The 20749-nt window shown below is 54.8% G+C and carries 18 protein-coding genes and 1 tRNA gene; 13 read left to right on the top strand and 6 right to left on the bottom strand.

The genetic code is table 11. The annotated features are described in order from the left end of the window. Nucleotides 1-31: 31 nt before the first annotated feature. Both pyrE and rph read right to left on the bottom strand, forming a co-directional pair. Nucleotides 32-673, bottom strand: coding sequence for an orotate phosphoribosyltransferase (pyrE, locus tag FD428_RS00410; RefSeq protein ID WP_024131063.1), 642 nt, complete (start codon nt 671-673; stop codon nt 32-34). Nucleotides 674-737: 64 nt separating this feature from the next. Continuing rightward, nucleotides 738-1454: a ribonuclease PH gene (gene rph, locus FD428_RS00405; RefSeq protein ID WP_012135779.1), complete on the bottom strand. Its 717-nt coding sequence runs from the start codon at nt 1452-1454 to the stop codon at nt 738-740. Nucleotides 1455-1579: 125 nt separating this feature from the next. Here rph and FD428_RS00400 point away from each other — a divergent pair, with 125 nt between their 5' ends. Both FD428_RS00400 and FD428_RS00395 read left to right on the top strand, forming a co-directional pair. After that, nucleotides 1580-2443, top strand: coding sequence for a YicC/YloC family endoribonuclease (locus FD428_RS00400; protein ID WP_012135780.1), 864 nt, complete (start codon nt 1580-1582; stop codon nt 2441-2443). Nucleotides 2444-2700: 257 nt separating this feature from the next. Beyond that, nucleotides 2701-3318, top strand: a complete 618-nt coding sequence (locus tag FD428_RS00395; RefSeq protein WP_047460236.1) for a trimeric intracellular cation channel family protein — start codon at nt 2701-2703, stop codon at nt 3316-3318. Here FD428_RS00395 and ligB read toward each other — a convergent pair. Beyond that, the gene (ligB, locus tag FD428_RS00390) at nt 3315-4997 is read right to left on the bottom strand and encodes an NAD-dependent DNA ligase LigB (protein ID WP_101744163.1); all 1683 of its coding nucleotides are present in this window, start codon (nt 4995-4997) and stop codon (nt 3315-3317) included. The genes FD428_RS00395 and ligB overlap by 4 nt on opposite strands. Nucleotides 4998-5253: 256 nt before the next feature. Here ligB and gmk point away from each other — a divergent pair, with 256 nt between their 5' ends. The 8 genes from gmk to FD428_RS00350 all read left to right on the top strand — a co-directional run bounded on the left by gmk (nt 5254) and on the right by FD428_RS00350 (nt 14787). Then, on the top strand, nt 5254-5877 hold the full coding sequence (gene gmk / locus FD428_RS00385) for a guanylate kinase (protein ID WP_012135783.1): 624 nt from the start codon (nt 5254-5256) through the stop codon (nt 5875-5877). Nucleotides 5878-5931: 54 nt separating this feature from the next. Beyond that, nucleotides 5932-6207 carry a DNA-directed RNA polymerase subunit omega gene (gene rpoZ / locus FD428_RS00380; RefSeq protein ID WP_000135058.1) on the top strand — a complete coding sequence of 92 codons (276 nt, stop codon included), beginning with the start codon at nt 5932-5934 and terminating at the stop codon, nt 6205-6207. Between the two features lie 18 nt (nt 6208-6225). After that, a complete protein-coding gene (gene spoT, locus FD428_RS00375; protein ID WP_012135784.1) occupies nt 6226-8337 on the top strand; it encodes a bifunctional GTP diphosphokinase/guanosine-3',5'-bis pyrophosphate 3'-pyrophosphohydrolase in 2112 nt (703 codons plus the stop codon). 4 nt (nt 8338-8341) lie between these two features. Continuing rightward, nucleotides 8342-9031: a tRNA (guanosine(18)-2'-O)-methyltransferase TrmH gene (gene trmH, locus FD428_RS00370; protein ID WP_049011031.1), complete on the top strand. Its 690-nt coding sequence runs from the start codon at nt 8342-8344 to the stop codon at nt 9029-9031. A gap of 4 nt (nt 9032-9035) precedes the next feature. Further along, nucleotides 9036-11117, top strand: coding sequence for an ATP-dependent DNA helicase RecG (gene recG, locus FD428_RS00365; protein WP_114848121.1), 2082 nt, complete (start codon nt 9036-9038; stop codon nt 11115-11117). A 103-nt stretch (nt 11118-11220) separates the two neighbouring features. Further along, nucleotides 11221-12612, top strand: coding sequence for a xanthine/proton symporter XanP (xanP, locus tag FD428_RS00360; protein ID WP_024131065.1), 1392 nt, complete (start codon nt 11221-11223; stop codon nt 12610-12612). A 121-nt stretch (nt 12613-12733) separates the two neighbouring features. Continuing rightward, nucleotides 12734-14443 (top strand): AsmA family protein, encoded by a 1710-nt coding sequence (locus FD428_RS00355; protein WP_114848122.1) that lies wholly within the window; start codon nt 12734-12736, stop codon nt 14441-14443. A 249-nt stretch (nt 14444-14692) separates the two neighbouring features. Continuing rightward, nucleotides 14693-14787: transfer RNA gene (locus tag FD428_RS00350), tRNA-Sec, on the top strand. A gap of 284 nt (nt 14788-15071) precedes the next feature. Here FD428_RS00350 and FD428_RS00345 read toward each other — a convergent pair. Then, complete coding sequence (locus FD428_RS00345) at nt 15072-15980, bottom strand: LysR family transcriptional regulator (protein ID WP_114848123.1); 909 nt, start codon at nt 15978-15980, stop codon at nt 15072-15074. Between the two features lie 111 nt (nt 15981-16091). On the opposite strand from FD428_RS00345, the gene FD428_RS00340 reads away from it, so the two are divergent. The 3 genes from FD428_RS00340 to FD428_RS00330 all read left to right on the top strand — a co-directional run bounded on the left by FD428_RS00340 (nt 16092) and on the right by FD428_RS00330 (nt 19311). Continuing rightward, nucleotides 16092-17099 (top strand): zinc-binding alcohol dehydrogenase family protein, encoded by a 1008-nt coding sequence (locus FD428_RS00340; RefSeq protein WP_071259159.1) that lies wholly within the window; start codon nt 16092-16094, stop codon nt 17097-17099. Nucleotides 17100-17226: 127 nt separating this feature from the next. Further along, nucleotides 17227-18315, top strand: a complete 1089-nt coding sequence (locus tag FD428_RS00335; RefSeq protein WP_012135794.1) for an AAA family ATPase — start codon at nt 17227-17229, stop codon at nt 18313-18315. 93 nt (nt 18316-18408) lie between these two features. Beyond that, entirely contained in the window at nt 18409-19311 is a 903-nt protein-coding gene (locus FD428_RS00330) for a carboxylate/amino acid/amine transporter (RefSeq protein ID WP_024131066.1), read from the top strand. A 44-nt stretch (nt 19312-19355) separates the two neighbouring features. Here the strand turns inward: FD428_RS00330 and FD428_RS00325 are convergent, their stop codons facing one another. Then, nucleotides 19356-19994 (bottom strand): hypothetical protein, encoded by a 639-nt coding sequence (locus FD428_RS00325; RefSeq protein WP_114848124.1) that lies wholly within the window; start codon nt 19992-19994, stop codon nt 19356-19358. A 16-nt stretch (nt 19995-20010) separates the two neighbouring features. Beyond that, a complete protein-coding gene (locus FD428_RS00320; protein WP_114848125.1) occupies nt 20011-20742 on the bottom strand; it encodes a molecular chaperone in 732 nt (243 codons plus the stop codon). Nucleotides 20743-20749: the final 7 nt, after the last annotated feature.

The raw sequence follows: 20749 nt of genomic DNA, 5'->3' as shown, positions 1-20749 counted from the left end.
CCGGTAAGCGCTACGCCGCCGGGCAATTCACTTAAACCCCGTACGCTTCCCGATACGCGCGCACTGCCGCCAGATGTTCCGCCATCTCTGGTTTCTCTTCCAGATACGCAATCAGGTCTTTCAGCGTGATAATCGAGATCACCTGACACCCGTAATCGCGTTCCACTTCCTGAATAGCGGAAATCTCGCCACGGCCACGCTCCTGACGATCCAAAGAAATCAGCACCCCCGCCAGACTTGCGCCATTCGCCTGAATAATCTCCATCGATTCACGAATCGCAGTACCCGCAGTGATCACATCATCCACCAGCATCACGCGTCCCTGTAATGGGCTCCCGACCAGACTTCCGCCTTCACCGTGGTCTTTGGCTTCCTTACGGTTAAAGCAGTACGGCAGGTCTTTGTCATGGTGTTCCGCCAGTGCAACAGCGGTGGTCGTCGCAATCGGAATACCTTTATAGGCCGGACCAAACAGCAGATCGAAATCGATACCCGAATCCACCAACGCTTCGGCATAAAAACGTCCCAGCAGAGCCAGATCGCGCCCGGTATTAAACAGCCCGGCGTTGAAGAAATAGGGGCTTTTGCGCCCGGATTTCAGCGTAAATTCGCCAAACTTTAGTACCTGCTTGTTAAGCGCAAACTCAATAAACTGGCGCTGATACGGTTTCATGGATTCGCTCCTCATTTCACTTTATTACAGACAAAAAAAAGGCGACTCGCTGGTCGCCTTAAAATCAATTTTCTAACGCCGCTTTCTGCGTCGCTACAATGGATTCGATTCCCCCTCGGGCTAATGCCAACAAGGTAAGGAGTTCTTCGTGACTGAACGGCTCGCCTTCTGCCGTTCCCTGCACTTCAATAATTCGACCGTCTTCGGTCATTACCACGTTCATATCGGTTTCAGCCGCGGAGTCTTCAACGTACTCCAGATCGCAGAGCGCTTCACCATTCACGATGCCGACGGAAACCGCAGCCACCATCCCTTTCATCGGGTTGGTTTTCAGCTTACCGTTCGCGACCAGCTTGTTCAGCGCATCGGCCAGCGCAACACAAGCCCCGGAGATAGATGCAGTACGCGTACCGCCGTCCGCCTGGATCACATCGCAATCCAGAGTGATAGTAAACTCGCCAAGCGTTTTAAGATCGACAGCAGCGCGCAGCGCGCGGGCGATCAGACGCTGGATTTCCATCGTGCGGCCGCCCTGCTTGCCTTTCGCCGCTTCACGCGCGTTACGGGTATGCGTAGCGCGTGGCAACATGCCATATTCTGCGGTGATCCACCCCTGGCCCTGCCCTTTCAAAAAGCGCGGTACGCCTTCTTCGATGGATGCCGTGCACAGCACTTTGGTATCTCCAAATTCGACCAGCACCGAGCCTTCAGCGTGTTTTGTATAGTTACGGGTCAGGGTTACGGGACGCACCTGATTAGCGCTACGGCCTGCTGGACGCATATTGAGATCTCCGGCTTGAAACGAATGTGGCTGCGCATTATACGGACTTCCGGCGGTTATTCCTATCCTGACAAGGCATGGATGGCTATAATCCTTCCATCTCTCCTTTAAAAACAGGAACGTCTATGATCCGCAGTATGACCGCCTACGCCCGGCGTGAAATCAAGGGTGAATGGGGTAGCGCTACCTGGGAAATGCGCTCGGTAAACCAGCGTTATCTGGAAACGTATTTTCGTCTGCCGGAACAGTTCCGTAGCCTTGAACCTGTTGTACGCGAACGCATTCGTACACGCCTGACGCGCGGAAAAATCGAATGTACTTTACGCTTTGAACCCGATGCCAGCGCGCAAGGCGAACTCATTCTGAATGAGAAGCTGGCAAAGCAGCTCGTTGCCTCTGCGAACTGGGTCAAAATGCAGAGCGATGAAGGGGAAATCAACCCGGTAGATATCCTGCGTTGGCCGGGCGTCATGGCCGCCCAGGAACAGGATCTGGACGCGATTGCCGCAGAGATCCTCGCCGCGCTGGACGGGACGCTGGATGACTTCATTGTCGCCCGGGAAACCGAAGGTCAGGCTTTGAAAGCGCTGATTGAGCAGCGTCTGGAAGGCGTCAGCGCTGAGGTAGTGAAAGTCCGCGCCCATATGCCGGAAATCCTGCAATGGCAGCGCGAACGTCTGGTAGCAAAACTGGAAGACGCACAGGTACAACTGGAAAATAACCGTCTGGAGCAAGAGCTGGTGCTGATGGCGCAGCGCATTGACGTGGCGGAAGAACTGGATCGTCTGGACGCGCACGTCAAAGAAACCTACAACATCCTGAAGAAAAAAGAGGCGGTTGGCCGTCGTCTGGACTTTATGATGCAGGAGTTCAACCGCGAGTCGAACACGCTGGCCTCCAAATCCATCAATGCTGATGTCACCAATTCTGCAATTGAGCTGAAAGTATTGATCGAGCAAATGCGCGAACAGATCCAGAACATCGAGTAAACCTCATTCCCACGTAGCCCGTCGCGATGCGATGGTGCTACGTGCTTTCTTTACACTCCGTACCTCCCTCGCCACTCTCGGATTACTTTTTCTTATCCATTTTCTAATCCATTAAAAATGAATAACGCATAAATAGCGGATGAATCGCAATATCCGCATAAACTATAGTTATCAAAATTGCTTCACCTTAGAAAATCTCAATCGTGATATTACGCACAAATCGTTAGTCTCTGCCCTCAGTAAACCAGGGGGAAGACATGCTGTTACACGTTCTCTACTTAATTGGCATTACTGCCGAAGCCATGACCGGGGCGCTTGCTGCGGGTCGACGCCGCATGGATACATTTGGCGTTATTATCATTGCCACCGCGACAGCAATTGGCGGCGGTTCCGTACGCGATATTCTGCTCGGTCACTATCCGCTTGGTTGGGTACAGCACCCTGAGTACGTGATTATTGTCGCTTCTGCTGCGGTTCTGACGACGATCGTCGCCCCTGTAATGCCTTACCTACGCAAACTGTTCCTTGTACTTGATGCGCTGGGCTTAGTGGTCTTTTCTATTATCGGCGCTCAGGTTGCGCTGGATATGGGGCATAGCCCGGTCATCGCTATTGTGGCGGCTGTCATTACCGGCGTATTTGGCGGCGTATTGCGTGACATGTTCTGCAAACGTATTCCGCTGGTCTTCCAGAAAGAGCTGTATGCTGGTGTTTCCTTTGCGTCTGCCGTGTTGTACATCGCGCTACAACACTACGTATCCAACCACGATGTCGTGGTTATCTCCACGCTGGTTTTTGGCTTTACCGCTCGCTTGCTGGCGCTGCGTCTCAAACTTGGCCTGCCGGTGTTTTACTATCGCCACGAAGGTCACTAAGGGCTAAAGCCGTTAATATGCCGGGCAGCCAGCCAGTTGCCCAGTGCCCGTATTTCCGGGTTATCCCGCCACTGGATGACCCGCCTGGCGCGCCCCTCCCCTGTCGCCGGAAGCTGTTGCCAGTATTCTGCCGTGCGTGCCAGTAACGGCCCCCATGAACGATCGCCGCTGGCCTTAAGCGCCCCCTGCGTTAACGGTATGCCCATCGCCATCACCCAGCGGATAAATGGCCGATGCCGCACCAGGTTAAACTGATGCCACAACTGCTTGCTTTTTTCTTTACTAAACCCAGGTGTCGCCTGTAGTTGTTCCTGCGTTAACGCGAGCCAGGAGAAAATATGCTCGAAACGATGCGCCTGGTGAAGCACACGCCATCCTGCTTCCCCCATCCCGTCAACCTCCAGCGCCTCCTTCGACCCCAGCCAGACCAGCCTGGCGATGAACTGCTCCTGGCATACCTCAGTCGCATAAAAACAGGTTAATGCGTTATAGCGATTCCCCGGCGGTGCGGGCTTATCCCGTTGAGTGCTACGCCAGACAACCTTATCAATACGCGGAATCCCCTGTCCGGCAAGGCTGACAAGAATGTGGTCACCTGGCACAATGTCCCACTCCTCCCAGCGCCTGACAGACCCTACATTCACACGCTTCACCCGTTTATCATCCAGCATCACTGGCGCAAGCGACGCCACAACCGAGATTTTCCCGCTCTTGCCGACAGCAAACTGAACCCCGGTGACTTCAGCTACTTTTGCGACCGGAGGATACTTCCAGGCAACCAGCCAGTCTCCCTGCCCGGGCATCCAGTGTCTGGCCTCAGGTTCTTTACCCGTTCTTACCACGACTCCATCGGTAACGAACGGTAATCCCGTTGTCCACCATGCTGTACGCACGCGTTCAACATCATCAGCGCTTTTCACCGGTTGAGAATATTGTTGTGCAAAGCCAAATCCTGCCCCGGACAGTTGACGCAAGCGCTCAGGCATCGTTGCCGGGCCATCAGGCCATGCCCAGATGAAAACAGACAGCGACTGGAGCGACGAGGTGTTATTCTGGCGCATCATCATTCCGGCGACCTTCGAGCGGGCATTCATTCCTCCCATTTGTCGCTGAATATGGTTGTCGCGCAGCAAAAAAATCTCACCCTGCAACGTGCTATTGGCAAGCGCGCCTTTTGTGCTTTGCGGTACTGCGGGTATTAAACGCACCTTCTGCGTCCAGTCCTCGCCTTTAAGCCCGCTTCCCCGGCTAATCGCGCTGACCAGGCGCCCATCCCGGTATACGAGAGTAACCGCCACTCCATCCACTTTCGGTTGCACCCACAAATCGCTGCGCTTACGCATCCACTGCTGCACCGCCTGTTTGTCCGCAAGCTTTCGCACACCCGTATGCGGAACAGGATGGGGCAATGAGCCGCTCACTGGCGGCGCCAGTTCTGCCCCGGTATCACCGCCAAAGCAGCGTTGCCATTGCACCAATTGCGCGCTGAGCTGATCGTAAACACTATCGTCTACCGCACTAACCCCCTGCTGCCAGTAACTGTCGTTCCACTGGGCGAGCTGCTGCTGTAGCCGGGCGATTTCGTCATTCGCTCTGGCTGGCGACCAGTCAGGGCAAGCCGCCCATACCGGGAAATGCCACAGCAACAGACTCAGCACGATACTTTTCCCTCTTCTCATCAGTACCTCCGCTGTAGATTGCGGGCCAGGTATAACGCGGGGCGTCATCAAAACCGAGAGGCAAAAAGCGATCGTGCGAACACGCTTCCAGACATTTTCATTGATTGCAGTAACTACACGGTAAATCAGGAAACAGGTACGCAAAACGCAATAAACTGACGCAAAAAGTGTGACAAAGGCTACGTCACATAGCGGCGACGTGTATAATAAGCTCGTATGTAGGCTCTCTTTCGATAATCACATACATAAGATACTCATGGCTCAAGGCACGCTTTATATTGTTTCTGCCCCCAGTGGCGCGGGTAAATCCAGCCTGATTCAGGCGTTGTTAAAAACCCAACCGTTGTATGACACCCAGGTTTCTGTTTCACACACCACGCGCGCACCGCGTCCGGGTGAAGTGCATGGCGAGCATTATTTCTTTGTCGATCATCATGAGTTCAAAACCATGATTGGCAGAGATGCGTTTCTGGAGCACGCTGAAGTGTTTGGTAACTATTACGGCACATCGCGTGAAACCATTGAGCAAGTGCTGGCAACGGGTGTGGATGTTTTTCTGGATATCGACTGGCAGGGCGCACAGCAAATTCGTGAGAAGATGCCGCAAGCGCGCAGTATCTTTATTTTACCGCCGTCCAAAATTGAGCTGGACCGCCGCCTTCGCGGGCGCGGTCAGGATAGCGAAGAAGTAATCGCAAAACGTATGGCGCAAGCTGTTGCAGAAATGAGCCATTACGCCGAATATGATTACCTTATTGTGAATGATGATTTCGACACCGCCCTGGGCGATCTGAAAACCATTATTCGCGCCGAACGTCTGCGCATGAGCCGCCAAAAGCAGCGTCATGACGCTTTAATCAGCAAACTGTTGGCAGACTGAACCCACTTTCAGTATTATGCCCAGTCATTTCTTCACCTGTGGAGCATTTTAAATATGGCACGCGTAACTGTTCAGGACGCTGTAGAGAAAATTGGTAACCGTTTTGACCTGGTACTGGTCGCCGCGCGTCGCGCTCGTCAGATGCAGGTAGGCGGCAAGGATCCGCTTGTACCGGAAGAAAACGATAAAACTACCGTAATCGCGCTGCGCGAAATCGAAGAAGGTCTGATCAACAACCAGATCCTCGACGTCCGTGAGCGCCAGGAACAGCAAGAGCAGGAAGCCGCTGAATTACAAGCCGTTACCGCTATTGCTGAAGGCCGTCGTTAATCACAAAGCGGGTCGCCCTTGTATCTGTTTGAAAGCCTGAATCAACTGATTCAAAACTACCTGCCTGAAGACCAGATAAAACGTCTTCAGCAGGCGTATCTCGTTGCACGTGACGCTCACGAGGGTCAGACACGTTCAAGCGGTGAACCCTATATCACGCACCCGGTTGCGGTAGCCTGTATTCTGGCCGAGATGAAACTCGACTATGAAACGCTGATGGCTGCGCTGCTGCATGACGTGATTGAAGATACTCCTGCGACCTACCAGGACATGGAACAGCTTTTTGGTAAAAGCGTTGCAGAGCTGGTAGAAGGGGTATCCAAGCTTGATAAGCTTAAGTTCCGCGATAAGAAAGAAGCGCAGGCTGAAAACTTTCGCAAGATGATTATGGCGATGGTGCAGGATATCCGCGTCATTCTCATCAAACTTGCCGACCGCACTCACAACATGCGCACGCTGGGCTCATTACGCCCGGATAAACGTCGCCGCATCGCCCGTGAAACCCTTGAGATCTACAGTCCGCTGGCGCACCGTTTAGGTATTCATCACATTAAAACCGAGCTGGAAGAGCTGGGTTTTGAAGCGCTGTACCCAAACCGCTATCGCGTGATTAAAGAAGTGGTAAAAGCCGCTCGCGGCAACCGCAAAGAGATGATTCAAAAAATCCTCTCTGAGATCGAAGGACGTTTGCAGGAAGCAGGCATTCCGTGTCGCGTGAGCGGGCGTGAAAAGCATTTGTACTCTATCTACTGCAAAATGGTGCTCAAAGAGCAGCGTTTTCACTCCATCATGGACATCTACGCCTTTCGCGTGATCGTACATGATGCCGATACCTGCTATCGCGTACTCGGCCAGATGCACAGCCTGTATAAGCCGCGTCCGGGGCGCGTAAAAGACTATATCGCCATTCCAAAAGCGAACGGCTATCAGTCTTTACACACTTCGATGATCGGCCCGCACGGCGTTCCGGTTGAGGTACAAATCCGTACCGAAGACATGGACCAGATGGCGGAAATGGGGGTTGCGGCGCACTGGGCTTATAAAGAGCACGGTGAAACCAGCACCACCGCGCAAATCCGCGCCCAGCGCTGGATGCAAAGCCTGCTGGAGCTGCAACAGAGCGCCGGTAGCTCGTTTGAATTTATCGAGAGCGTTAAATCCGATCTCTTCCCGGATGAGATTTACGTTTTCACACCGGAAGGGCGCATTGTTGAGCTGCCTGCCGGTGCCACGCCGGTCGACTTCGCCTATGCCGTACATACCGATATCGGTCATGCCTGCGTAGGCGCGCGCGTCGACAGGCAGCCATACCCACTGTCACAGCCGCTTACCAGCGGTCAGACCGTCGAAATTATTACCGCCCCTGGCGCACGCCCGAATGCGGCATGGCTTAACTTTGTCGTCAGCTCAAAAGCTCGCGCCAAAATTCGCCAGTTGCTGAAGAACCTCAAGCGTGATGATTCCGTCAGCCTGGGGCGCCGTCTGCTCAACCATGCCCTCGGCGGCAGCCGTAAACTGGCTGAAATCCCGCAGGAGAACATCCAGCGCGAACTGGAGCGTATGAAGCTCGCAACGCTGGACGATCTGCTGGCGGAAATTGGTCTGGGCAATGCGATGAGCGTGGTGGTGGCGAAAAATCTTCAGCAAGGCGAAGCCGCCGCACCAGCCACAACGCAGTCCAATCATGGGCATTTGCCGATTAAAGGCGCGGATGGCGTGCTGATCACCTTTGCGAAGTGCTGCCGCCCGATTCCAGGCGACCCGATCATTGCGCACGTCAGCCCAGGTAAAGGGTTAGTGATCCACCATGAATCCTGCCGCAACATCCGTGGTTACCAGAAAGAGCCAGAGAAGTTTATGGCTGTGGAATGGGACAAAGAGACGGAGCAGGAGTTCATCACCGAAATTAAGGTGGATATGTTTAACCACCAGGGGGCGCTGGCCAACCTGACGGCGGCAATCAACACGACGACCTCCAATATTCAGAGTCTGAATACGGAAGAAAAGGATGGTCGCGTCTATAGCGCCTTTATTCGCCTCACCGCGCGCGATCGCGTGCATCTGGCGAATATCATGCGCAAAATCCGCGTGATGCCGGACGTGATAAAAGTCACCCGTAACCGAAACTAGTTTTATGAACTTACAGCGTTATGCGCGTATCTGCGAGATGCTCGCCAGGCGTCAGCCTGATCTGACGGTCTGCATGGAGCAGGTCCACAAACCTCATAATGTCTCGGCGATCATTCGCACCGCCGACGCAGTAGGCGTACACGAAGTTCACGCCGTCTGGCCGGGCAGCCGTATGCGCACCATGGCGTCGGCGGCAGCGGGCAGCAATAGCTGGGTACAGGTGAAAACCCACCGTACCATCGGCGATGCAGTCAGCCATTTAAAGGGCCGGGGCATGCAGGTTCTGGCGACTCATCTCTCTGATAAAGCGGTTGATTTCCGCGAAATCGATTACACGCGCCCAACCTGCATCCTGATGGGGCAGGAGAAAACCGGCATCACCCAGGAAGCCTTAGACCTGGCGGATCAGGACATCATCATCCCGATGATCGGCATGGTGCAGTCACTTAACGTTTCCGTCGCTTCCGCTCTGATTCTCTACGAAGCGCAGCGCCAGCGGCAGAACGCAGGCATGTACCTGCGTGAAAACAGCATGCTGCCGGAAGACGAACAGCAGCGCCTGCTGTTTGAGGGCGGCTATCCGGTGCTGGCGAAAGTCGCCAAGCGCAAAGGTCTACCCTACCCTCATGTAAACATGCAGGGTGAGATCGAGGCCGACGCCGCCTGGTGGTCCACGATGCAGGCAGCAGGGTAATCACATGAAAGGCCGTTTGCTGGATGCCATCCCGCTCAATTCCCTGACCGGCGTTGGCGCGGCACAAAGCAGCAAACTGGCAAAAATTGGCCTGCACACCGTGCAGGACCTCCTGTTGCACCTTCCCCTGCGTTATGAAGATCGCACCCATCTTTACCCGATTGGCGAACTGCTGCCGGGCATTTACGCCACTGTTGAAGGCGAAGTGCTGAACTGCAATATCACCTTCGGCGGTCGCAGGATGATGACCTGCCAGATTAGCGATGGCTCCGGCATTCTCACCATGCGCTTTTTCAACTTCAGCGCGGCAATGAAAAACAGCCTGGCGACCGGACGGCGCGTACTGGCCTATGGTGAAGCCAAACGCGGGAAGTACGGCGCGGAGATGATTCACCCAGAATACCGCGTGCAGGGCGATCTCAGCACGCCGGAGCTTCAGGAAACGCTCACGCCCGTTTATCCGACCACCGAAGGCATTAAGCAAGCCACGCTGCGTAAGCTCACCGACCAGGCGCTGGACCTGCTTGATACCTGCGCCATTGCCGAGCTTCTGCCGCCTGAACTTGCGCAAGGAATGACGAGCCTGCCGGAAGCCTTGCGCACGCTGCATCGCCCACCACCGTCGTTACAGCTTAGCGATCTGGAAACCGGGCAGCATCCGGCGCAGCGACGTCTGATTCTGGAAGAGCTACTGGCGCATAACCTGAGCATGCTGGCGCTGCGTGCCGGCGCGCAGCGTTTTCACGCCCAGCCGCTTAGCACGAACGATTCACTGAAGAATCAGCTGCTGGCCGCATTGCCGTTCAAACCAACGGGTGCGCAGGCGCGCGTGGTGGCGGAGATAGAACGCGACATGGCGCTCGATGTGCCAATGATGCGTCTGGTGCAGGGCGACGTCGGTTCCGGTAAAACGCTGGTCGCCGCACTGGCTGCGCTACGCGCCATTGCGCACGGCAAACAGGTGGCGTTGATGGCGCCGACAGAACTGCTGGCCGAGCAGCATGCCAGTAACTTCCGCAACTGGTTTGCACCGCTTGGTATTGAAGTGGGCTGGCTGGCAGGTAAACAGAAGGGAAAAGCGCGCCTGGCGCAGCAGGAAGCCATCGCCAGCGGGCAGGTACAGATGGTGGTCGGCACCCACGCGATTTTCCAGGAGCAGGTACAATTTAACGGGCTGGCGCTGGTGATTATCGATGAACAGCACCGCTTCGGCGTCCATCAACGTCTGGCGCTGTGGGAAAAAGGTCAGCAGCAGGGGTTCCACCCGCATCAGTTAATCATGACCGCAACGCCGATCCCCCGCACCCTGGCAATGACCGCCTATGCCGATCTCGATACCTCCGTGATTGATGAGCTACCGCCGGGTCGCACACCTGTCACTACCGTTGCCATCCCGGACACCCGTCGTAGCGATATTATCGATCGCGTCCGCAATGCCTGTACCCAGGAAGGCCGCCAGGCATACTGGGTCTGTACGTTGATTGAAGAGTCAGATTTGTTAGAAGCCCAGGCTGCGGAAGCGACATGGGAAGAGCTCAGGCTCGCCTTACCGGAGTTGAAGATTGGTCTGGTTCATGGGCGGATGAAACCCGCAGAGAAGCAGGCGGTGATGGCGGCCTTTAAGCAAGGTGAGCTGCACCTGCTGGTCGCGACAACGGTGATTGAAGTCGGGGTGGATGTCCCCAACGCCAGCCTGATGATTATCGAAAACCCGGAACGGTTAGGTCTGGCGCAATTACACCAGTTGCGTGGACGCGTGGGCCGTGGCGCGGTGGCCTCCCATTGCGTACTACTCTACAAATCACCGCTCTCGAAAACCGCGCAGAAGCGCCTTCAGGTCTTACGGGACAGCAACGACGGCTTTGTGATTGCGCAAAAGGATTTAGAGATTCGCGGCCCCGGTGAACTGCTGGGCACGCGTCAGACGGGTAACGCCGAGTTCAAAGTGGCGGATTTGCTGCGCGATCAGGCCATTATCCCGGATGTTCAACGCATCGCCCGTCACATTCACGAACATTATCCGCAACAGGCAACCGCCCTGATTGAACGCTGGATGCCCGAAACCGAGCGTTATTCCAACGCCTGATAACCCCTGCCCGAGACCGTTTGTAAAATTTATAAATGCAATCGTTTGCTTTTACCATCTGGTCAGATAAAATCACCGCTTTTCCACCATGGGATTGCCTCTGATGTCTGTTAACACCGTCGAGTCGGCAAATGCGCAACCGGTTGCGCAGACGCAAAACAGCGAACTGATTTACCGCCTTGAAGATCGCCCGCCGCTCCCTCAAACCCTGTTTGCCGCCTGTCAGCACCTGCTGGCAATGTTCGTCGCGGTCATCACGCCAGCGCTGTTAATCTGCCAGGCGCTCGGTTTACCGGCACAAGATACTCAACACATTATCAGTATGTCGCTGTTCGCCTCCGGTGTGGCCTCAATTATTCAAATCAAAGCATGGGGGCCGGTCGGTTCAGGGTTGTTATCTATTCAGGGCACCAGTTTTAACTTCGTCGCCCCGCTGATTATGGGCGGCACCGCGCTGAAAACCGGCGGAGCGGACGTCCCCACCATGATGGCAGCGCTATTCGGCACGCTGATGCTGGCAAGCTGCACCGAGATGGTTCTCTCCCGCATACTGCATCTGGCGCGCCGCATTATCACACCGCTGGTCTCCGGCGTGGTGGTGATGATTATCGGTCTGTCGCTGATCCAGGTGGGTTTAACATCCATTGGCGGCGGCTATGCCGCAATGAGCGACAACACCTTTGGCGCGCCCAAAAACCTGATGCTGGCAGGCGTTGTACTGGCGCTGATCATCCTGCTTAACCGCCAGCGCAACCCCTACCTGCGCGTGGCCTCGCTGGTGATCGCGATGGCGGCAGGCTATCTGCTGGCCTGGTTTATGGGGATGCTGCCGGAAAACACCACACCGGCAACACAAGACTTAATCATGGTGCCCACGCCGCTGTACTACGGTCTGGGCATTGACTGGAACCTGCTGCTGCCGCTGATGCTGGTCTTTATGATCACCTCACTGGAGACCATCGGCGATATCACCGCCACCTCCGATGTCTCCGAGCAGCCGGTCTCCGGGCCGCTGTATATGAAGCGTCTGAAAGGCGGCGTGCTGGCTAACGGCCTGAACTCTTTTGTTTCTGCCGTGTTCAATACCTTCCCCAACTCCTGTTTCGGGCAGAATAACGGCGTGATTCAGTTGACCGGCGTGGCCAGCCGCTATGTCGGCTTTGTGGTAGCACTGATGCTGATCCTGCTCGGCCTGTTCCCGGCGGTAAGCGGCTTTGTGCAGCACATTCCTGAACCGGTGCTCGGCGGCGCCACGCTGGTGATGTTCGGCACCATCGCCGCTTCCGGCGTGCGTATCGTCTCCCGTGAACCGCTGAACCGCCGCGCTATCCTGATTATCGCGCTGTCGCTGGCTGTCGGCCTGGGCGTTTCTCAGCAGCCGCTGATCCTGCAATTTGCGCCAGACTGGGTGAAAAACCTGCTCTCCTCCGGCATTGCCGCTGGGGGCATCACCGCTATCGTTCTGAACCTGATTTTCCCGCCAGAGAAGCCGTAAGCGAAATGCGGCGATGATCGACAATCATCGCCGCTGTAACGCTCTTTCACCATTCCCGCCTTGAGGATTGCGCGTAAATCGTGCATAACTCAGATGTGTGCACTTCGCGGGATGGAAGACCATGAAATTTATTGGAAAGCTGATTCTCTACATATTGATTGCCCTTTTGGTGGTGATCTTCGGCCTCTATTTTCTGCTGCAAACCCGCTGGGGCGCGGAGCATGTAAGCGCCTGGATATCAGAGAACAGCGGGTACAGCCTGACATTTGATGTCATGGACCACCGCTTTTCCGCACCGTCCCACGTTTTGCTTGAGAACGTTACGTTTGGCCGGGATGGTCAGCCCGCCACGTTAGTCGCGAAAACGGTGGATATCGGCCTGAGCAGTCGCCAGATAACCGATCCCCTGCACGTCGACGCCATCCTGTTGCAGGACGGAACGCTCAATATCTCCCCGCAGACCGCACCGCTTCCTGTTCAGGCTGACCGCCTGCAATTACAGAACATGGCGCTTAACAGCCCGGGCGGTGAGTGGAACCTGAGCGCTCAGCGCGTTAACGGCGGCGTGGTTCCCTGGCGTCCCGAAGCGGGCAAGGTATTGGGGAATAAGGCGCAGATCCAGCTCAGCGCCAGTTCACTCACGCTGAATGATGTTCCCGCGACCAACGTGCTGATTGAAGGCAGCATTGATAAGGAACAGGTAATCTTAAGCAACATTGGCGCAGACATTGCGCGCGGCGCCTTAACCGGCGTAGCGCGACGCAACGCGGACGGCAGTTGGGTGGTGGAAAATCTGCGTCTGAACGACATCCGGCTGCAAAGCGATAAATCGCTGACCGACTTTTTTGCCCCGCTCACCGCTATCCCGTCTCTGCAAATTGGCCGTCTTGAAGTGACCGATGCCCGCCTGCAAGGCCCGGACTGGGCAGTAACCGACCTCGATCTCAGTTTGCGCAACCTGACGTTCAGCAAAGATGACTGGCAGACGCAAGAAGGCAAACTGTCGATGAATGCCAGCGAGTTCATCTACGGTTCGCTGCATTTCTTCGATCCCATTCTGAATGCCGAATTCTCACCGCAGGGCATTGCGCTACGCCAGTTCACGACCCGCTGGGAAGGCGGTATGGTCAGAACATCCGGCAACTGGCTGCGTAATGGCAAAGCGCTAATCCTCGACGATGCCGCCATTGCCGGGCTGGAATACACGCTGCCGGAAAACTGGAAGCAACAGTGGATGAAACCTCTGCCAGGCTGGTTAAACAGCCTGACGCTGAAAAAATTCAGCGCCAGTCGCAACCTGGTGATTGATATCGACCCGGCTTTCCCGTGGCAGCTCACCGCGCTGGATGGTTATGGCGCGAATCTGGGACTGGTGCAGAACCATCAATGGGGCGTATGGAGCGGGAACGCAACGCTTAACGCGGCAGCCGCGACGTTTAACCGTGTGGACGTGCGTCGCCCCTCTCTGGCGCTGGCGGCAAACAGCAGCACAGTTAACATCAACGAACTGAGCGCATTTACGGAGAAAGGGCTGTTAGAAGCCACGGCCAGCGTTTCACAACTCCCCCAGCGCCAGACAAAAGTCAGCCTGAACGGACGCGGCGTGCCAATGAACGTCTTGCAGCAATGGGGATGGCCTGCGCTGCCCATTTCCGGCGACGGCAACATCCAGCTTACCGCCAGCGGTAATATCCAGGCGGACGCCCCACTGAAGCCAACGGTAAACGGCCAGTTGCACGCGGTAAACGCCGATAAACAGCAGGTGACGCAAACAATGCGGGCAGGCGTTGTGTCAGGAGCGGAAGTCACGCAACCACAGCCTGCGCAATAGTGTGTTTTGCCCGGTGGCGCTACGCTTACCGGGCCTGTGACAGGTTTTCTCACGAAACGTCGCATGGACGCTATGTGAACTCATAATTCCCAAAAGATATGAAAACAGGTAACTCATGGATTTTGTGAAGATTTATATGAAACCGATCATGGTAAGGCGAAAGGCTGATGAAAAAAGTGAGAGGGGGGATGTGGAAACCTTGAGAAAGTAGCTATAATGCGCCCCGCCTCCATGTAGCAATGTGGGCGCGGAAGATCGTCGTCTCCGGTGAGGCGGCTGGACTTCAAATCCAGTTGGGGCCGCCAGCGGTCCCGGGCAGGTTCGACTCCTGTGATCTTCCGCCAAAGTTCCTCACTCTTCCCCTGGGTCTTAAGCCAATTCCCCAAACTCATTCCTTCATTGCGACCTGATCTTTAAACGCCCTCACCCATTATTAAGAAATCGATTATGGCTGTATCGTCCTGACGGCCTGGAGCGAACGGGAGAAAACATTACCTGGTGAACTAAAAGAAGCACAACCGCAGTTAAAAAGGATTAAGGGCGCGCTGATTCCCCTCGTCATATTGTGCGCCGGATGGCGCTTACGCTTATCCGGCCTACAAAATACAAACGGCAACGCATATCGCCTTCATATCGGTGGGAGTTCCAGCCTTTCGCAGCGCGCTTTTACCGCTTCGTGCAGCAGGCGGACTGCCGTCGAAAGCTGTTTGCGGTGCGGGCAGATCATGTTCAGCGGGACTTTCTCTCCCTGATAATCTGGCATCAGGCGCTGCAATCGCCCGTCACGCACATCTTCAGAGACATCAAGCCAGGCTTTATACGCCATCCCCTCTCCGGCGATAGCCAGCCGCCGGATAACTTCAGCATCGTCGCTCATCATGGTGCCGTTGACCTGTACGCTGCTGACGTCACCGTTGCGGATGAACGTCCAGCGGTCATGCAGGCGTCCGCGCAACACGAACGTTAACGCATTCAGATTCGCTAAATCATCGGGATGACGTGGATCGCCGTGTTGCGCGACCCAGTCCGGCGAGGCCACCAGCACACGCCGGTTATCGGGGGAGACGGGCAGCGCGATGTAAGAAGCATCTTCCGTATTGCCGTAACGGAACGCGACATCAACCGGATCTTTAAATACATCGGCAACCTGATCGGAGAAAAACACCCGCAGGCGCAACGCAGGGTGGCGACGGCGAAACGACTGGAATACCGGGAGCAGTAAATTGCGCCCAAGATCGGAGGGCACGGCGATTTGCAGCGTACCGGAGATCTCATCTTCCGGCGTCTGAATTTTTTGCAGCCCGGCGTGCATCACCTCAAGCATCTGTCTGGCGTAAGGCAACCAGACCTCGCCTTCCGGCGTCAGCCGTAAGCTGCGGGTCGAGCGTGCGAACAGGCGAATGTTTAACGTAGACTCCAGCCGTTTGATGGCGGAACTGACCTGGGCAGGCTGTACCCCGGCTTCCCGCGCGGCATCGCTAAAACTGTTTAGCGCCGCCGCGCGAACAAACAACGTGAGATCTTCAAGCCGGAACATTTTCACTCCCCGAATATAAGTCCTGTCGTCGTGAGGCTATTTTTCCCGTTCTGCTGGCGGTTTACCATCGAATTATACAAACGATAAACCTGTTCCCACACCGGAGACGTTATGAAAGCCATCGCAATTACCCGCGCCGCGCCAGAAGGCAGCAATATTGAGTTTTTACAGGACATTGACCTCCCTGTTCCGGTCGCCGCCGGACATGACCTGCTGGTTGAGGTGAAAGCCATCTCCGTTAACCCGGTCGATACCAAAGTACGCGCGGGTTTTAACGCAGAGACCCCGCGCGTGCTGGGCTGGGATGCCACAGGCGTAGTGAAATCAGTCGGCGAGGCGGTGACATTGTTCGCACCGGGGGATGAAGTCTGGTATGCCGGCGCGTTGGGCCGTCCGGGAAGCAACAGCGAGTTCCAGCTTGTTGATGAGCGCATCGTCGCGTTGAAACCCAAAACGCTGGATAATGCCGCCGCAGCAGCGCTGCCGCTGACCTCGATCACCGCATGGGAAATGTTGTTTGACCGCCTCGGCGTTGAAGAAGGCGGCAACGAAGGGGATACGTTGCTGATTGTCGGCGCCGCAGGCGGCGTGGGCTCCATCCTGACGCAGCTGGCCCGCAAACTCACCCGACTGACGGTGATCGGCACCGCGTCGCGCCCGGAAAGCCAGAAATGGGTACGCGAAGCCGGTGCGCATCATGTCATCGACCATAGCAAACCGCTGACGGAAGAGCTGGCGCGGATCGGCATCAACGCGGTGACGCACGTCGCCAGCCTGACCCACACTGATAAGCATTACCCGCAGCTCATCGAAGCCCTGGCGCCGCAGGGTAAGCTGGCGCTGATAGACGATCCAGCAACGCTCGACGCACGACCGCTGAAAACAAAGAGTATTTCGCTGCACTGGGAGTTTATGTTTACCCGCTCAATGTTTGAAACCGACGACATGATCGCCCAGCATCAGCTACTGACCCGCGTGGCGCAGCTTATTGATGCTAAGGTGATTCACACCACGCTGGGCGAGCATTACGGAGCCATCAACGCGGCGAATATTCAGAAAGCGCACGCACAGCTTGAAACGGGCCGCTCCGTCGGCAAGATTGTGCTGGAAGGCTTCTGATAAGCCCCCCAGGGGCGAGAAAGTCGCCCCTGCTTTTTTATACGCCGCGTAAAACTATATGAACGGGTTGTCTCTTCCGGGACGAAATCGCTATGCTTGCCGCATCGCCCCTCTACCGCTAACGCCCATGATCAAAACGCTGCACATCGAAAACTACCGCTCGATTCGCCATCAGTCTCTGGAACTGGAACAGCTCAATATCGTCTTCGGCCCTAACGGCACCGGAAAGTCGAATATCTATAAGGCGATTCACCTGATGCACAGTGCGGCGCAGGGGCAGTTCTCACAGGCGCTGGCGAACGAAGGCGGTATTCTGAAGGTATTCTGGGCCGGGAAAACGCGCAGCGACCAGTTGCGGCGCATGACTCTGGCGGTAGAAACAGAAACCTATGAATACGAGTTACAGGTAGGGTTTGTCGAGAAGCTCCCCTACCCGTCGCAGTTCGATCTCGACCCGGTCATCAAAGAGGAGTCTGTCTGGTTGAGCGGGCACGCTCGCCGCCCCTCCTCACAGTTGATGAAACGTAAAAACCAGGTCGTATTCCTCAATAATATCCATCACGAGAAAGTCACCCACAGCGGCACGCTGTATGAGAACGAGTCGGTATTCGGCCAGTTGGGAGAGCCACACCTCTACCCGGAGGTGTCGCAGATGCGAGAAATGCTGCGCAACTGGCGCTTTTATCATGAGTTTTCAGTCTCGTCTGGTTCTGCGATTCGTGTTCCGCAGGTGGGATTCCGCTCACCGGTTCTGGCCAGCGACGGAGCAAACCTGGCGGCAGCGTTCCAGACAATCGTCGAGATTGGCGATGAACTGCTGCTGATGCGGATTCTCGATCGGGCATTTCCCGGTTGCGTGTTCTACAGCGATAACAGCGGCGGCCGCTTTCGCCTGATGATGAAACGCGAAGGGTTGACCCGTCCGCTGGAACCTGCGGAGTTCTCGGATGGCACGCTACGTTTCCTGTGCCTGGCCGTAGCGCTGTTAAGCCCGCGACCGCCAGCTTTTATCGCGCTCAACGAACCGGAAAACAGCCTGCATCCGCAGATGTTGCCCGCCCTCGCCCAACTGATCGCCGAAGCCAGCCGCCATTCGCAAATCTGGCTCACCAGTCATTCGCCTGAACTGGCCAATCTGATCGAGAAACATGCCGCGTTTTCGCTGTATCAACTGGCGATGGAGGACGGTGAAACACAGCTTACCCGACTGTCGTAAAAGTGGGCGATGCTAACGCCCGTCTCGTTTGTGCCGCCATCTCTGCTATGATGCCTGCACATAAAAAAGACAAAACACCATGTTGAGGAAAAAATGGGGTCCACCAGAAGAGGGATGCTGAACGTCCTGATTGCCGCCGTATTATGGGGAAGTTCAGGGGTTTGCGCGCAGTACATTATGGAACAAAGCCAGATGTCGTCGCAGTTTCTGACCATGACGCGTCTGATATTCGCCGGGTTAATTCTGCTGATGCTCTCGTTTGTTCACGGCGACAAAGTATTTTCCATTTTCAAAAACCGCCAGGACGCCCTAAGCCTGCTGTTCTTTTCCATCATGGGGGCGCTTACCGTACAGCTCACCTTCCTGCTCACCATTGAGAAATCCAATGCCGCCACCGCAACGGTGCTGCAATTTTTATCGCCGACGATTATCGTGGCGTGGTTCTCGCTGGTACGGAAAGCGCGCCCCGGCATTCTGGTGCTGACGGCCATTCTCACCTCTCTTATTGGCACCTTTTTGCTGGTAACACACGGTAATCCGACATCGCTGTCTATCTCGCCTGCCGCGCTATTCTGGGGGATTGCCTCCGCGTTTGCCGCAGCGTTTTATACGACCTGGCCCTCTACGCTGATCGCGCGTTACGGCACGCTTCCTGTCGTTGGCTGGAGCATGTTGATCGGCGGCGTGATATTGCTGCCCTTCTATGCCGGGCAGGGAACGGATTTTGTGGTCAGCGGCAGCCTGATTCTGGCGTTTTTCTATCTGGTGGTCATCGGCACATCGCTGACTTTCAGCCTGTATCTGAAAGGGGCGCAAATGATTGGCGGGCCGAAAGCGAGCATTCTGAGCTGCGCGGAACCGCTAAGCAGCGCGTTGTTATCGCTGCTGTTGCTGGGCATCAGCTTCACCCTGCCGGACTGGCTTGGTACATTGCTGATCCTCTCGTCGGTGGTGCTGATTTCAATGGATTCCCGCCGTCGCGCCCGGGCGGCATAAGGCAAAAGAGTGGACTCCAATAATCTGGTCCACTCTTTTATCGCTTATAATGTCGCGTTAATGTTTATTAGCCTTTTGTATAATCTGCAATTTTTCTGGTCGATAAGCTTACGCGTCAGCGCCCAGCGCTCCCGATAAACCAGTTTATCGCTCACATTTAATTCCAGTGCGATTTCTTTAACCGACATGCCTTGTAAGAGATGAAACACAATTTGCTGCTCACGCAGCGTGAACAAGAAACTACTTGAACGGCATTTTCTATTGCCATTAATTACCGCATTACAATGCACCATGAAAGCATCCATGCGCTCCCTGACCACCGTAAGGCCATGCAGTCCGGCGACCGAAAGAAAAGAGGTATGGTCAGGGTTATACATATCGACAAAAAAGAGTATATGATTAAAACGCATTCGCTTTATCTCTTCCCCTTTTGCCGAGAGGGTAATATCGTGTTCGAGCGTGCGACTGCGTTGTTTATACGTCGCATCAAACCGCAATGAAAACGGAATAAAATTACTGTACTTATCGATCAGGTGAAAGGGTATATCTTCATTAAGCCCCATTTTCAATCCTGATTCATGCAGGGCATCTTCAAAAAGTGTATGAATGGCAATACCATCATAAATATTTTTTGTCAGGTAAATAAATTTAAAACGTAAGGATGAAGGGTTAAAATTAAGCATAACGTTATCCTTCGCATTAGTAGTTATAGGTATTGACCACGCCATAATCATCAATCCATGAGAGTGTTTTGACTGTGCCCTCCCCTTTTGTGTTTTTGGGTAAAACAACCGTTTTAGTTGACAATGGTGCCCAAAGACCATCATCAGGTAATTGCTTTATTTCTGTACCGTCATTCAACGTAAGATCCATTAATGTTACGTACAAAGGTGAGTTATTATTTACTAACAGGCAGCGTTTTCCTCCACAATCAGATAAAGAGATGTGTAATTCTTTTATACTTTCCTCAAGGGTGATTGCTGCCAGTGCAGTGGGCCGCCAGAATAACTTCACCCGAGTACGAAAAGCGACCTGTAGCGCGCTCTTCTCCGCTTTACTATCAGCCACAGGAGGGACTTCCAGCGTGTTCAGCCAGAATAAAGATTCTCTGTCAGCAGGTAATGTATGCTGGTCGCCAGTAAACTGTATCCGCACCGCCCGGGATGTTTTTCCTTCAAGCCGAAAAATCGGAGGTAAAATGATAAACGGTGTTTTAATCTCCTCGGGACGATCAAAAATATTGTCTTTTTCAGTCCACAACTGCAATAAAACGGGTTTCAGCCCTTCATTGTAAATAGTAAATGATGTTTCGCGCGCCTTTTCATTAATTATCACTCGCGTGTAATTAATATACGTTGCCGACATAGCCGATGACGGCAATAAAAGTAAAATCAGGAAGTGGTTCAGAACATATTTTAGCCGTTTCGCCATGCCCCCT

The organism is Citrobacter sp. TBCP-5362 (assembly GCF_005406305.1).
GTDB lineage: Bacteria > Pseudomonadota > Gammaproteobacteria > Enterobacterales > Enterobacteriaceae > Citrobacter_B > Citrobacter_B koseri.
The sequence above is the reverse complement of the archived record's forward strand: the minus strand, read 5'-3'. Positions and strand labels throughout refer to the sequence as shown.